Source organism: Thiogranum sp., assembly GCF_058323355.1.
In genome coordinates this window covers 17,970-33,012 of record NZ_JBTTIO010000055.1, presented here as the reverse complement: position 1 = coordinate 33,012, position 15,043 = coordinate 17,970, and the positions used below count along the sequence as shown (strand labels likewise).

Annotated in this window: 11 protein-coding genes; 3 read left to right on the top strand and 8 right to left on the bottom strand. The window is 56.1% G+C overall.

Annotated features, from left to right (window positions below; genetic code table 11):
* Positions 1-30 precede the first annotated feature (30 nt).
* Genes metF through ACW81B_RS07800 form a run of 3 tightly spaced genes read left to right on the top strand, consistent with a single transcriptional unit; the run spans position 31 to position 3,048 of the window.
* Positions 31-882 carry a methylenetetrahydrofolate reductase [NAD(P)H] gene (gene metF, locus ACW81B_RS07810; protein ID WP_491579655.1) on the top strand — a complete coding sequence of 284 codons (852 nt, stop codon included), beginning with the start codon at positions 31-33 and terminating at the stop codon, positions 880-882.
* A gap of 55 nt (positions 883-937) precedes the next feature.
* Positions 938-2,302, top strand: coding sequence for an adenosylmethionine--8-amino-7-oxononanoate transaminase (locus ACW81B_RS07805; protein WP_491579654.1), 1,365 nt, complete (start codon positions 938-940; stop codon positions 2,300-2,302).
* The gene (locus ACW81B_RS07800) at positions 2,302-3,048 is read left to right on the top strand and encodes a 16S rRNA (uracil(1498)-N(3))-methyltransferase (protein WP_491579653.1); all 747 of its coding nucleotides are present in this window, start codon (positions 2,302-2,304) and stop codon (positions 3,046-3,048) included. The genes ACW81B_RS07805 and ACW81B_RS07800 overlap by 1 nt, the downstream gene beginning before the upstream one ends.
* On the opposite strand, the gene ACW81B_RS07795 is transcribed toward ACW81B_RS07800, so the two are convergent.
* From ACW81B_RS07795 to pilG, 8 genes are all read right to left on the bottom strand, one after another.
* Entirely contained in the window at positions 3,030-3,521 is a 492-nt protein-coding gene (locus ACW81B_RS07795; protein WP_491579652.1) for a chemotaxis protein CheW, read from the bottom strand. The two genes, ACW81B_RS07800 and ACW81B_RS07795, sit on opposite strands and share 19 nt — an antisense overlap.
* A 23-nt stretch (positions 3,522-3,544) precedes the next feature.
* Complete coding sequence (locus tag ACW81B_RS07790; protein WP_491579651.1) at positions 3,545-4,534, bottom strand: chemotaxis protein CheB; 990 nt, start codon at positions 4,532-4,534, stop codon at positions 3,545-3,547.
* A gap of 7 nt (positions 4,535-4,541) precedes the next feature.
* Positions 4,542-10,391, bottom strand: a complete 5,850-nt coding sequence (locus tag ACW81B_RS07785; RefSeq protein ID WP_491579650.1) for a hybrid sensor histidine kinase/response regulator — start codon at positions 10,389-10,391, stop codon at positions 4,542-4,544.
* 31 nt (positions 10,392-10,422) lie between these two features.
* Entirely contained in the window at positions 10,423-11,307 is an 885-nt protein-coding gene (locus tag ACW81B_RS07780) for a CheR family methyltransferase (RefSeq protein ID WP_491579649.1), read from the bottom strand.
* A 21-nt stretch (positions 11,308-11,328) separates the two neighbouring features.
* The gene (locus tag ACW81B_RS07775) at positions 11,329-13,347 is read right to left on the bottom strand and encodes a methyl-accepting chemotaxis protein (protein ID WP_491579648.1); all 2,019 of its coding nucleotides are present in this window, start codon (positions 13,345-13,347) and stop codon (positions 11,329-11,331) included.
* A 75-nt stretch (positions 13,348-13,422) separates the two neighbouring features.
* Positions 13,423-13,968 (bottom strand): chemotaxis protein CheW, encoded by a 546-nt coding sequence (locus ACW81B_RS07770; RefSeq protein ID WP_491579647.1) that lies wholly within the window; start codon positions 13,966-13,968, stop codon positions 13,423-13,425.
* An 11-nt stretch (positions 13,969-13,979) separates the two neighbouring features.
* Positions 13,980-14,348 carry a twitching motility response regulator PilH gene (pilH, locus tag ACW81B_RS07765; RefSeq protein WP_491579646.1) on the bottom strand — a complete coding sequence of 123 codons (369 nt, stop codon included), beginning with the start codon at positions 14,346-14,348 and terminating at the stop codon, positions 13,980-13,982.
* 77 nt (positions 14,349-14,425) lie between these two features.
* A complete protein-coding gene (gene pilG / locus ACW81B_RS07760; RefSeq protein WP_491579686.1) occupies positions 14,426-14,779 on the bottom strand; it encodes a twitching motility response regulator PilG in 354 nt (117 codons plus the stop codon).
* Positions 14,780-15,043: the final 264 nt, after the last annotated feature.

Here is a 15,043-nt window from a genome sequence, read left to right as displayed (position 1 = left end):
CCCCGGCACTGACCGGAGTCATTGATACTCATGGAATCACAAAAAAAATACCCTCGCGTTTACAGTTTCGAGTTTTTCCCGCCCAAAACCGATGAAGGTGCAGCAAAGCTGCGGGTAACACGCGATGAACTGGCAAAACTCAAACCACGGTTCTTTTCTGTCACATTTGGCGCCGGCGGTTCAACCCGGGAACGTACGTTCGATACCGTCCGGGAAATACAACAGGATTCAGGCATCGAGGCGGCGCCTCACCTGTCATGCGTAGGCTCCACGAAAGAAAGTATTCGTGACATCCTGAACAGGTACCGGAAAGAAAATATCCGCCACATTGTCGCGTTACGCGGTGATCTTCCGTCCGGCATGGGGCAGCCGGGGGAATTCCGCTATGCGAACGAACTGGTTGAATTTATTCGCGCGGAAACCGGCGACCATTTCCACATTGAAGTCGCGGCCTACCCGGAATTCCATCCCCAGGCACCCAACGCGCTGGCTGATATCGACAACTTCAAACGCAAGGTCGAGGCGGGCGCCGACAGCGCCATTACGCAATATTTTTATAATGCGGACGCCTATTTCAGCTTTGTCGATCTTTGCGAAAAACGCGGCCTGGACATTCCCGTTGTACCGGGCATCATGCCCATCACCAACTATACGCAACTGGCGCGTTTCTCCGACATGTGCGGTGCGGAAATTCCGCGCTGGATCCGCAAACGCCTGGAAGCCTGTGGTGATGACAGCAAGGCCATTCGCGCCTTCGGCACAGAAGTCGTCACGAATATGTGCCGTCAGTTACTGGACGCCGGTGCGCCCGGACTGCATTTCTACACCATGAACCGGGCCGAACCGTCGCGCCTCATCTGGGAACAGCTCGGCCTCGACTGAGCGGGGCCGGGGTGCAACACTGCACCATTCAACTGTACCCGGGAAGCCGATATCCATGACCTCGAAAACAAACCTCAACGCTGAGCTTGCCGCACGCGACCTGTCAGTCATCTGGCATCCCTGCACGCAGATGAAGGACCACGAATGGCTGCCGATGATCCCGATCCGGCGCGGCGAAGGCGTATGGCTGGAAGACTTTGAAGGTAACCGTTACCTGGATGCCATCAGTTCCTGGTGGGTCAACCTGTTCGGGCACTGCAACCCGTATATTAACGCGGCGCTGACCGATCAACTCAATACGCTGGAACACACGATCCTGGCAGGCTTTACCCATACCGCTGCAGTTGAACTTGCTGAAAAGCTGGTATCACTCACACCTGCGGGACTGGATCGCTGCTTTTTCGCCGACAATGGTTCATCGGCCGTCGAAGTCGCGCTGAAGATGAGCTTCCATTACTGGCTCAACCAGGGACAGCCCGGCAAGACAAAATTCATCACGCTGGAAAACAGCTACCACGGTGAAACGCTCGGTGCACTCGCCGTGGGTAATGTGCAGCTGTACCGGGATACCTACGGCCCGTTATTGATGGAAACCCTTCGCGTGCAGTCACCCGACTGCTACCTGCGCGAGGAGGGGGAAACCTGTGCCGACTACAGCCGCCGCGCTTTCGCACACATGGAACGCGCACTCGAACGCCACGCGGGAGAAGTCTGCGCGGTCATTGTCGAGCCACTGGTGCAATGCGCCGGCTCCATGCGCATGTATGACCCGGTTTACCTGGAGCTGCTGCGAGAGGCCTGTGACCGTCACAATGTTCACCTGATCGCCGATGAAGTCGCCGTCGGATTTGGCCGTACCGGTACCCTGTTCGCCTGCGAACAGGCCGGCATCAGCCCGGACTTCATCTGCCTGTCCAAGGGACTGACCGGCGGCTACCTGCCCCTGTCGGCCGTGTTGACGCGTGAATCCGTCTACCAGGCCTTCTATGACGACTACGAAAAACTGTCAGCCTTCCTGCATTCTCACAGCTACACCGGCAATGCACTGGCCTGCCGCGCAGCCCTGGCTACACTGGAAATCTTCTCGAAAGACCCGGTCATTACACAGAATCGCGAACTTGCGGCTTATATGGGACAGGCCACGGCACATTTCCGCGAACACCCCCATGTCGCGGAAGTCCGTCAGACCGGCATGATACTGGCGATCGAACTGGTGAAGGACAAAAAAACCCGGCAACCCTACGCCTGGCAGGAACGACGAGGACTGAAAGTCTACCGGCACGGCCTGGAAAACGGCGTACTGCTGCGGCCACTGGGTAATGTTGTGTATTTCATGCCGCCATACATCATCAGCAGGGATGAGATCGACAAGATGGTCAAGGTGGCCTGGGAAGGCATACAAAAGGCCGTTGCAGATTAATGCGCCTGTCACGCTTTTACGTTGACCAGCCGCTGACTGAAGGCGCCGGCATCCTGCTGGATGAACGCAACAGCCACTATCTGCTGCGTGTACTGCGCCTGAAACCGGGGGACACGCTGGTCATGTTTAACGGCGACGGCTATGAATACACCGCCCGGCTGGACCAGGCCACAAAAAAGCAGGCCAGGGTACGGCTGGATCGGAAAGTTTCGCCACATCGCGAATCCCCGCTGCACATCGAACTGGGGCAAGGCATCTCACGCGGGGAACGTATGGATTTTGTGCTGCAGAAATCCGTGGAACTTGGCGTAAATTGTATTGCGCCGCTGTGGACACAACGGTCACAGGTACGGCTGGATGAAAAACGGCGGGAGAAACGCCTGGCACACTGGCGAGGTGTCGTACGTTCAGCCTGCGAACAGTCGGGACGGGTTCATATCCCTGAACTGCAGACACCGGCCACGCTCGATAGCTGGCTGGAAAAACCGGCTGACGGAACGGGTCTCGTGCTATCACCCCATGCCGGCACGACACTGAAAGACCTGCCACCAACAAACCGCGTCCGGGTATTGATTGGCCCGGAAGGTGGACTGAAACAGGAAGAAATACGTCTGGCCGAGACAATGGGTTTTCAACCGGTTTGCCTCGGGCCGAGAATACTGCGTACTGAAACGGCAGCGCTGGCAGCGCTGGCTGCGCTGCAAATGCTGTGGGGCGACCTCTCAGCTCAGGCCTCGGATAGCTGAGCAGATACGCCTTTCCACACTTCGGCAACCACGGTCTGGACCACTTCCAGGTTGGGAATCAGCGCCTGCTCACTACCGATCTGCACACAGTCCGCCACCGTATCGGGCAGGTTATTGGCCGCCATCAGCGACGGTCCGAGCGCATCTTCATCCGCACTGAACAGCCGCGGTATACCTGCCGTCACTATGGCATAGAACGCAATATCCGAATCTGCCTGCACAGAGTTGAGGATGGAAATACGCGCTCCCCGCCCACCCTGCGGCAAACTGAAACCACACAGGCGCTCCATGGAAATGAGCGGCAATGCCTTGTCACGCCAGTGCAGACCGCCCAGCAGCCAGTCGGGGCCTGACTGGATCATGTCCAGTGGCTGGTAATTAATAACTTCTGCCACAGCTACGTTTGGCAGCAACAGGTTCACACCTTCCAGTGGCACCCACAGGCTTCGTACCGATTCAACGACTGCATTCATGATCTACCACTCCCTGTCAAAATTCAGTTTATGCCAGCCTGGGCAAGCTGGCAGCGCAGTGCCAGTTGCTCGGCCAGTTGTTCCGGAGTTCCGCTGAACTCGACCCGGCAGGATCGTCCAGCCGCATCCGGAAGATTTGAAATCGTGCAACTGTCCGCGCTTTGTGTCCATACAAAACCGCCGTATCCGGACACTGCCGAACAACCACGCGAACCATCTTCGCCCAGGCCGCTGAACAGGATAACCCCGCAACGCGCCCCACACCCTGCCGCAACACTTTCCAGCAGCGAATCGATATCCGGCTGGTAGACCGTGTCCCACGCCCGGTCCAGTCGTGTCGCACGGCGCTGTTTGTCGAGCTCAACCCTGCGTTCGGCGGGGACCATCCACACCTGTCCGGCTTCCAGCACCTGTTCATCACCCAGCAGGGCAACTGGCCAGCGGCTGCAACGGTCAAGCTGCTCGGCAAGCAGGTCCTGGAACGATTCCGAGATGTGCTGTGCCACAAGCAGGACGAGAGGGAGATCGGGTGGCAGTGCTTTCAGAAACCGTGCCAGCGCAACAGGACCGCCAATCGATCCACCCAGCACAACCACCCACGGGGCGGAAACATCGGCAGCTGCGCCTGTATTCTCAACCACCCTGAGATCCGGGCGATTGTTATCTGTATCGTCGAGCCGGGCATGCGGAAGGGCCCGGCGCGCCAGCGTTTGTAATTTACCAATCAGGCGCCGGTTCCAGATTTCACCCTGGCCTATACCACCGTGATTCAGTAATACCGGAACCGGGGACTGTTGCAATACGCCGCGGACTTTCGCCCTGTCAACCTGTTCACCATCCATGCCGACCAGCAGCACTTCCGCACCGTTCCAGATGACCGGCAGTGGCAGTTCAAGAATGCCATCGAGAACCACTTCCAGCCCTTCTTCTTCGAGCAAGGCGCGAAAACCACTCCGCTCGCGCTCGGCCGCCAGCACAGCGACGCGCAGAACATCCTGTGGTAAATCGTCCATCCGAAGTCTATTCCTCGAGCAGTTCCGTTATATTGTCCAGCAAATCACTTTCCTGGAATGGCTTGCCCAGGTAGCGATTGACGCCGATCTGCATCGCACGCTGGCGATGCTTGTCACCGGTACGCGATGTAATCATGATAATCGGAATATGTCGCAAGCGCGGCTCGTTACGAATGTGCGTCGCGAGTTCGAAACCGTCCATGCGCGGCATCTCGATATCGAGCAGCATTATATCAGGGATATTTTCCTGAAGCCTGGAGACCGCATCAACGCCATCCTTGGCCGAGATAACATTCATATCGTGTCGCTCCAGCAATCGGGTGGTGACCTTACGCACAGTAATCGAGTCATCCACGACCATGACCGTCAACCCTTCACGCGCTTCCGGCTGTTGCATCATTTCCTGAACCTGGTCCAGCATACCGGATGCGTAGCCGCTACCGCGCAGCATGGCGACCATATCCAGGATCATCACGACCCGCCCGTCGCCAAGAATGGTCGCACCGGATACACCGCGTACCGTGCTGATCTGCGGGCCAACCGATTTAACAACGATTTCGCGGCTGCCCAGCAGGTTTTCAACGTGGAAAGCCACACCGTGATCGCCGGAACGGGCCAGTAACACCGGCAAACGTTTCTGCCCACCATCAAGATAGGGCCTGCCAGTACCCAGCACGCTGCCGAGGTGGCGCACTTCATACTCGTAGCCACCGTATTCAAAACGGGAATCCGGGTCATCGTAGTAGCCCTTGAGGTCTTCACGGCGCAGGCGCACGATACCTTCCACACTCGAAAGCGGAACCGCATAGGTGTCTTCACCAACCTCGATGAGCAACGCCTGGTTAAGTGCCAGGGTAAACGGCAGGCGCACCGTGAAGGTTGTACCTTCTCCCGGCACAGAATCAATATGCAGCGAACCGCCCAGTTGTTTGACTTCGCTGTTCACCACATCCATACCAACACCACGGCCTGACACCTGTGTCACCTTGTCTGCTGTACTAAAGCCGGTCTCAAGAATAAACTGGAGCACTTCGTTATCGCTCAGCACGGCATTTTCGTCCATCAGACCGCGTTCGACAGCCTTGCGGCGAATGGCATCAAGGCTTATGCCTGCGCCATCATCGGTTATCTTCAGCACAACATCGGAAGATTCACGCTCGAAGGTAATACGTATGGTACCGGCTTCGGGCTTGCCGGCCTTGCGGCGCTGTTCAGGTGTTTCAATGCCGTGGGATATGGCATTGCGCAGCATATGCTCGATCGGTGCAACAATCCGGTCTACCACCGTGCGGTCCATTTCTCCTTCGGCACCGGACAGCTCAAGCTCGGCCTGTTTGCCCAGCTCCTGACAGGTCTGGCGAACAATACGGCGCATCCGCGGCGCCAGACCGAGGAAAGGCACCATGCGGGTGCGCATCAGACCTTCCTGCAATTCTGTGTTGACGCGTGACTGCTGCAACAGCAGGGTTTCCGATTCACGGGTAATATTTTCAAGCAGACCCTGCAAACTGCCAAGGTCACTGCAGCTTTCCACCAATGAACGCGAAAGCTGCTGCATATGGGAATAACGGTCCATTTCCAGCGGGTCAAACTCTTCAGCACCACTGTTTTCCTCCGCTTCGCGCTCGTAGCGGAACAACACCTGTGCTTCGGTCTCGATCTCGAGCTTGCGCAATTGCTCACGCACACGCGCAACGGTCTGGTCCAGCTCAACCAGGTTAAACCGATAGGCGCCGACCTGCTGTTCAAGGCGTGAACGGTAGATACTGACTTCACCGGCATAATTCACCAGGCTGTCCAGCAGCGATGCCTTGACACGAACGAGTTCCTGGCTGGAGCGGGTCTGCGTCCTTCGTTCTTCCGTCTCGCCGTCTTTTTCCACAACCACCGGCTGTGCAGCAGCCTCGGTTTTTTCCGGCTGACGGGTACGCGTGGCAAGCTCACGGCCTTCACGAAGTGCTTCGAGATCGGCGATAAGCTCCGGGCTTTCCTCGATTGCCCTGTTTGCCGCAACATTGGCAACCATGTGAGTCAACGCATCATGCACATTCTGCAACACGGAAAACATCGGGGTACTGGCCTCGACGTCACCCGCGGCCACCTTCTCTACCAGTGATTCCACGGCGTGGGCCAGGTCTCCGATCGCGGTGATATCCGCCATTCTGGAGCCGCCTTTCAGGGTATGCAGCTCGCGCTGGAACTCGGCCATCAACTCGTGATTGCCAGCATCATCCTTCCAGTTCTGTAATGTTTCTTCACTGTGCTCGAGAATGTCCGTCGCTTCCTCAAGGAAGACTTCAAGCAGCTCGGGGTCTATTTCCGCATACAGGCTGTCGGCTGTGGCGACTTCAGCGGGTGATTCCCCTGCTTCAGCGGCTGGCGGCGCAGAATCCTCTGCTTCGGGTTCAACCGCAACTTCATCAGCATCATGACCGGACATCACCTGTTCACGTAACGCCTGAAGCTCTTCAATCAACGCATCCTGGGCGCTCATCGGCCTGTGGCCCCGGACCTCGTCAAGCAGGCTTACCAGTGCATCCTGGGCCCGCTGAACACCTTCGAGGGCCTTTTCATCGGCGACCCCGTCACAGTCGTTGACAGCGATAATCAGTGATTCAACCGCATGCGCCAGATCACCCACGACCCCGAGTTGCGCCATGCGCGCACCACCTTTTACAGTGTGCAATGCACGTTGCAGCTCGGCCAGCGCCTCACGATCCGTACCATCGGTACGCCAGCGATGCAGCGCTGCATCGCTGGTCTCCAGATTCTCATCACTTTCTTCAAGGAAAATTTCCAGCAATTCAGGATCGATACCGGCATACAGTTGATCGTCAGCCTCGCTTTCGCGGACATCTTCAACATACGGCTCGGGGATTTCTTCTGAATATGCAAATTCATCCGCAACCACCGGTGCAGATTCACATAACGCCTGAATCCGTGCCAGCAATTCATCAAAACCTTGCGGCGCACGGTGTTCGCCCGGGAGCACATCAAGCATATCCTGAATCTGGCTTACACTTTCCTGGAGCGCAACACAGCCTTCTTCGGGCATACCGGTACCGGCCATAGCCAGCCGCTTGGTATATCTTTCCAGCTCGCCGGCAAGGTCGGCGATCGGGTTACTGCCGGCCATATGCGCACTGCCGTGCAGGGTATGCAGCGCACGGGTCAATGTGTCGTCTATGGCGGGTTCTCCATTGTCCACCCGACCAAGATACTGACGTATCACTTCCAGGTGCCCGCGTGATTCCGAATTAAAGATCTCGTACAGCATCGGGTCCATCACACTGTCGACTAACAGGCTGTCATCAGCCGCCGCCAGGTCATCCACCGCTTCAATCTCTTCTGATGCTGACTCCGACTGCATGGATTCAGCTTCTGTAGCCGGGGGTTCAGCCTCGACTTCAGCAGCGGGAGCATCTTCCTGTACGGGCGACATATCGGGAGCTGAAGGAAGTGCTTCGCGCTTACTGATGGCGTCTGCACACGCCATCAACCAGGCAACGGGTTGCGTAACGGGTGTGCCGTTCTTCACCTGGCCGACAAGCTCGACCAGTGCATCAAGCACACGTTCGAGAATATCCGTCATGGGCTCACTGACTTCAACAGTTCCATCAATGACCCGGTTCAGCATATTTTCGTAGGCCCAGGCGAATTCACCGATCCGCATGGCCCCCACCAGGCGGCCACTGCCCTTCAATGTATGAAATGAGCGCCGCACTGTCTCCAGCGCATCGCTGTCTTCATTGTTTCCAATCCACCGGGGCAACAGGGTGGCCAGGCTTTCGATCTCTTCCTCGGCTTCCTCAATGAAAATCTCGAGGATTTCCTCATCGATTTCTTCACCAATAATTGCCAAACCGTCATCTTCTTCCACAACCCATCCAGTCGTCGTATCGACATGTCCTTCAGCGGAAGCCTCTTCACTGACTGGCTGATCCAGTACAATCTCCGTCTCATCCAGATCCGCAATGGCTTCAGCTGCCGGCTCTTCCTCAACGACGATCGACAGTTCAACCTCATCGGCAGCCTCGACCTCACTCACCTCTTCAGCAAGTTCGTCCTTGACCACACCTGAAATCTCATCGATGTCAGAATCGAACGGCGCCAGTACATCTTCACACGCAGCCACTTCTTCAGCCTGCACATCCGGTTGTTCTGAATCATCTTCCTGAACGGGATAGCCCAGTGTTTCGATGCCCTTTTCCGCAACGTTCATGGCCGAGTTGCCGTACATCCGGCGCTCGCGGCGACTTTCGAGATAGTACTCAAGACCACAGATGGCATCCGCCAGCGAGTCGAGCTCGTTTTCCGGTGTTTCCACATCACCTGGAATCAGCTTGTCTTCGATATACCTGGCCGCAGCGTCAATAATAGAAGCTGCCCGCGTCTCTTCTAGCAGCAACAGGCCACCCTTGACCTGGTTAAACCACTGGGGCACCTGATCTATCCCGGCAGCTTCGTCATCACCCCGGGTACAGGCGACTATTGCCTCCTTGGCACGCGCAAGGTCCGCTATCGCTTCCTGGAGCACGACATCCATGACCTGATTGAATTCAGACTTTGCCAGATGCTCATCGATACTGTCTGCCGGTGTTGCGACAGAACGTCCTGAACCCATGGAATCGACAGATGACTCAACAAACAACAATGTACTGGCTACGTCCATCAACAGGGTATCCGACGGCACGTCACCTGCCTGCACGCACTCACCAAGCTCATTCACTCTTGAAACAACGGCTGCACGCGCCTCCCCCAGACTCAGCATGCCAAGCGTGTCGGCAAGCGACCCCAGTGTCTGCACCATTGTCTGCAGGGTTTCGCTATCTTCACAGCCATTGCGCAATGCAATATCCAGCTGATCCTTGAGCCTCGTCAATTCTTCCTTCACCGCAACAGCAACCGTGGCAAACAGGTCGGCGTTCTGACCGGCCAGGCTTTCTCTGGCAGCGGCCATTTCCTCTTCACCAGGCAACAGCTCCTGCAACCTGTAGGTCGACTGGATAGCTGCAATCCGCTCACCACCGCCTCTGGACTGCGCCGCATAGAACAGCAGGTTCTTGTACAGGTCCGCAGCAGGCTCCTGTGCAAGCTTCTGCTCACCATGATCCACCAGACGCTTGATCTGGCGGTCGACCTGCCCCATTAACCGTTTTACCGCCACGCTCCCATCGAGCGCGCCTGACCGGATCGCATCGGCAACGCCCGCCGCAACCCACCATAGGCGCGCCACAGGCGCCGCGCCACAAACACCGTGCAGCGTATCAAGCACGCCGGACAATGCCTCCAGTGACTTCTGCTCATTCCCGGCGCCGCGGAACCAGCCAAGCAAGCCAATCTGGAAACGGTGACGCAACTCACGCACATCCGCAGCAAGATCCCCATCGACGCTATAGGCCGACACACTGTCGGGCAGCGCCGCATCGAGATCCGGCGAAAACATGACATTTTCAGAAAGCAGGTTTGCTCCACGCACTGCACGCAAATCGTTGAGTACGGGCAGCAACACCAGTGGAATGTCCTGACAACCCGCTATCAGGCGGTCGAGGTAATCGGGTAGTTGTAAAATCGCCCGCATAAGGACATCACATGCCTCGTCCTGCAGGGCAACACTGCCATCGGCTATGGCTTTTGCAACCTGCTCCATTTCTTCCGCGAGCAGCGCAGCGCCATATAATTCGACCATCTGCAGGGTGCCGTACACCTGGTGGAGATGGGCAGCGAGGAATCCGGGTTGAGCCGTGTCCGACGTATCTTCAACGTATGCTTCGAGAGACTGGCGCGCTTCCTTAAGCGTTTCATCCAGTTCGTTCTTAACCCACGTCAGTGTACTGAAGTCGATTACCTGATTCATTTTAGTTCCTTCCATCCTGCACCAAGTGCTTTTAGTCCGTGCGGCGATACGCAAGCGTATCCTGGTAACGCACTTTCTCCATATGTGGATGTTGCCAATTCAGCAATTCCCCCGGCCCCAGCACCAGCACACCGCCCGGCCTGAGAAACTCCGACAGACTGTTAACAATCTCCAGCCGTCGTTGCCGATCGTAATAAATCAACAGGTTCTGGCAAAACACAAGATCCATGTCGGTCATCGGGGCACATTCAACATCCCGCAGGTTGATCTGCGCAAAGCAAACACGCTTCTGCAATTGCCCCGCCATTCCAAACCGGCCCTGTGTTACCGGTGTACAATACTTTTCGCGGTAAGCGTCGGGAATATCCTTCAGCCTTCTTTCCGGGTAGCATCCCTGTCTCGCCTGTCGCAACGAGGGCAGACTGATATCCGTCCCGGTTACACTATACTGCGCCTTTTTATCCAGTCCCGAGCAGAAGTTGTCGATTAACATGGCCAGGCTGTATGCCTCTTCGCCCGTCGAGCAGGCAACACTCCAGGCATGGAACGCGTTACTGCTGCACATGACATCCGGAACAACCACTTCCTCGATCAGTCGCATCGACGATGCGTGACGAAAGAAGCAGGTCTCGTGAACCGTCAGCTGGTCGACCAGCAATGACCATTCCCTGGCCTGCCGTACAGGTGATGAAAGAAGTCGGTAATACTCACCAAGATCTTCACACCCTGTCTCCCGCATCCTGGCCCTGAGACCGCTCGCCAGAAATGACTTTCGCTCCGGAGCAATAAACAATCCCGCACGCCCCTCAAGCAATTCCGCCCACCTGGCAAACTGCCGGTCATCAATGTGCAGTGAACGCCCGGCAGAATGCCGGGCTGCATATCCTGCACCGGATTGTCCAGCGAAATCAGACACGGGCTTCCCGATACCTCTGCGTTATTCCGGCAACTTGAAGCCGGCGACCGTGCCACCCATTTCCTCGGCAAGTTTGGCAAGATTACCGATAGAGGCCGCTGTCTCGTTCGTGCCGGCAGAGGTCTGCGTGGTAATTTCCTGGATAACATGCATGGTTTCGGAGATATTGGCTGCCGCCTTGGACTGCTGACGGGCAGACGCACTGATGTTCTGGATCAAGCTGGAAAGGTCATCAGACACATTCATGATCTGCTCCAGAGCTTCGCCGGATTCCTCAGCCAGTCGCGCGCCATTCACCACACCCGCGGTACTCTGTTCCATCGAGATAACCGCTTCGTTGGTATCGGTCTGGATGGTTTTAACCAGTGCTTCAATCTGCTTGGTCGCGTTACCTGAACGTTCAGCGAGACGCTGGACTTCATCAGCAACCACCGCGAAACCACGACCTGCCTCACCGGCCATGGCTGCCTGAATCGCCGCATTCAATGCCAGGATGTTGGTCTGTTCCGCGATGTCATTGATCAGCTCAACGATATCGCCGATTTCCTGCGAGCTTTCCCCCAGACGCTTGATGCGTTTCGATGTTTCCTGGATGTTCTCACGGATGCGATCCATACCTTCAATATTACGACGAACTGTTTCACCACCCTTGCGTGCGTATTCAACCGATTTCACCGCCATCTGTTCGGTATCTTCCGCATTACGGGACACCTCATCGATAGACACCGCCATTTCGTTGATAGCCGTTGTGGCGGTAGTGATTTCTTCAGCCTGGTGGTTACTGGCTTCAGTCAGATGCTGCGCAGTCTCCTGCGTCTGCTTGGCAGCTGACGACACCTGGCCGGAGGTCTCGTTAATGGTGGTTACCATGTCACGCAGTGCATCGATAGTGTAGTTCACGGAGTCTGCGATAGCCCCTGTGAAATCCTCGGTCACCGTGGCGTAGGTCGTCAGGTCACCATCAGCCAGATTACCCATTTCATCGAGCAGTCGAAGGATGGCTTTCTGGTTATTCTCGTTCTCTTTCTCTGCGTATTTGCGACGCGCTTCCTGGTCACGATACACCTGCATGCCCAGAAGGAACAGAACCAGCAGTCCGACGGCACCAAAGATATACGCCATCTCGGGCTGGATCGGGCGCAGGTCTGCTGCCAGTGAGTAGGCATTCTGCAGTCGCAGGGCGCCTGCAAACAGATCATCGGACTGGGAGGCGATACTCCTCGCTGCAGCCTGTATCTCGAGCAGATCTTCGGACATGTCCAGCAGTTCCTCGACGTAGTCCGATACAATGGTAAACAGCATGGAGGTCTCAAACAGCTTGGTCTGAACATCTTCGTTCCTGACCATCTTCATGACGTCGTTACCACGCACCATGCCATCAAGCACCTGGCCATAAGCCTCGACATCTTCCGAGAAGCGTTCGATTGCCGTCTCCACACCTTCACCACTGAGTGCGTGGTTGATGTTATTGGCGATACGCTGACTGAGCATCAACTGGCGGGTTGCCACGTTAATGGTCTCGCGACTTGCCTTGCTGTCCATCAGGATGGCAACGATCTCTTCATCATAGGCCTGCAGTTTCGGCATGATCTCGTTGATGACCTGGCTGGCCTCGGACACAACAGCGACACTTTCCTTGCCGCCGAGCACGAAGTCTACGCTTTCACGGAACTTCGACCAGGATTCCTTCATCGAATCCAGGTCATCCCTGATGACTTCACCACTCGGTGGAAGCCCGGTCACAACATTACCGTTTTCCTGATAGCCAAGAATCTGTTCAAAGCGATCACGATACTTGGTCAGCTGGTCGAATGCAGGCTCTACACCCGAAGAAGCCTCCAGCGCATACTTTGCAATCTGCTGCGAAAGCACCTGCTGTTCACTGGTGTACCCGATATATTCCTTGTCATAGTTAGCCTGGGTGCCAACGTACCAGAATACGCTGACCATGGCGCCCAATGACAACAGCAGCGCTGCAATCAGATACATTGTCCTTTTGTGTGAGCCCACCTTGGCGTGGGATTGTTTCGCTGTACTCATGCTTCGTCTCCTGACCTAATCAGCTGATCGTCTTCCCCAATTGGATTACTACAAAACCGGAACCTGTTCATGCCGCTATACCGCGGCCTGTAAAAATTGTGGCGTTTCCGCCAGTCTGTACATACTGAAAACACCCCAGTGTTCGGCACCTGCCCGGAACCCGTGCGTCAGATACGCATGGATCTTTTCATCATCACCCGGTAACTCATCACAGCGCTGCTCTTCCCGGAAATGGCGAAGACCCAGCACGGCATCAACAACAAGCCCCGAGTAAACACCGTTGTGATTAACAACAAGGATACGGCTTCGCCGGTTCAATGCTGCCGGCCTGTCGTGAAGGTAGCCCTGCAAATCCATAATCGGCATCAGATTGCCGCGGATATTTGCGATCCCGCAGACCCATGCCCTGGTGCGCGGCACTTTTGAAAGCGAAGGTGGCGTCAGTATTTCCGCCACCTCTCCAAGAGGCGCAACCAGGTTGAGCTTTCCAAGACGGAAACCGATTCCGATCCATTCATCGTCACCCTCTTCCTGCTGAGGCAAACCGTGTGCATGGCGCAGGCAACATCTTTCCAGATGTGCCAGGCACTGCAGCGGTGTGTCGAAATCCTGTGCAGACATATCCCTGCTCCTCAGGCAGCCGCCAGAATCGCGTTGATCTTTTCCATCAGGGTCTTTTCCGAGACCGGCTTGGTCAGGAAATCCTTCGCGCCCTGGCGCAGGCCCCATACGCGGTCAGTTTCCTGGTCCTTGGTGGTCACGATAATGACCGGGATATCGGCTGTGTCAGCGCCCTTGGTCAGCTGCCGTGTAGCCTGGAAACCGTTCAGCCCCGGCATCACGACATCCATCAGGATGAGATCCGGTTTCAGCTCCCTGGCGCGCTCGATACCCTCAGTACCGTTCTCGGCCGTTTCAATTTCAAAACCGTTTTTCTCCAGCATTCCTTTAAGAATGTGAGCTTCGGTCGGTGAGTCATCTACAATCAGAATTTGTGCCATCTCTTTCTTCCCCTAGGGTTGGTTACTGCTCCACAACGGGTGCGCCAAACACCGGCGCTATCGCGGGAGACGCTCCGTCATGTCGTTACGTGTTCGCGGATCGCTCCCAGTAATTCATCTTTGGTAAACGGTTTGGTCAGGTACTGGTCGGAACCGACAATCCGGCCGCGTGCACGGTCAAACAGCCCGTCCTTGCTCGATAACATGATGACCGGGGTATTCCGGAACACCTGGTTGTTCTTGATCAGGGCGCAGGTCTGGTAGCCATCCAGCCGTGGCATCATGATGTCGACAAAAATAATGCCTGGCTTTTCGTCAGCAATCTTGGCCAGCGCCTCGAAACCGTCGGTGGCTGTTACCACCTCGCAGCCGGCCTTTTTAAGCAGCGTTTCGGCCGTTCGGCGAATCGTCTTCGAATCGTCGATGACCATAACCTTAAGACCCGCAAAACCATCATCGGCAGTTGTGCCTTCGCCGGTCTCTTCTGTTTCGTTTACCGTTTCCATATTTTCTGCTTCTATCGGATCCATAACTGTTTCCATACGACTCCCGCCTGCGTTCTGTTCCTCGCCCGGTTCCTGAATCTGCGCTTCCACTGGTGGTGTGCAGCAGACTTCAAGCACCCGTTTTGCCGATAAAATTACGATACAATCGCGGCTACTGGCATCTATCGTCCGTTGCCAAGTAAACTTTAC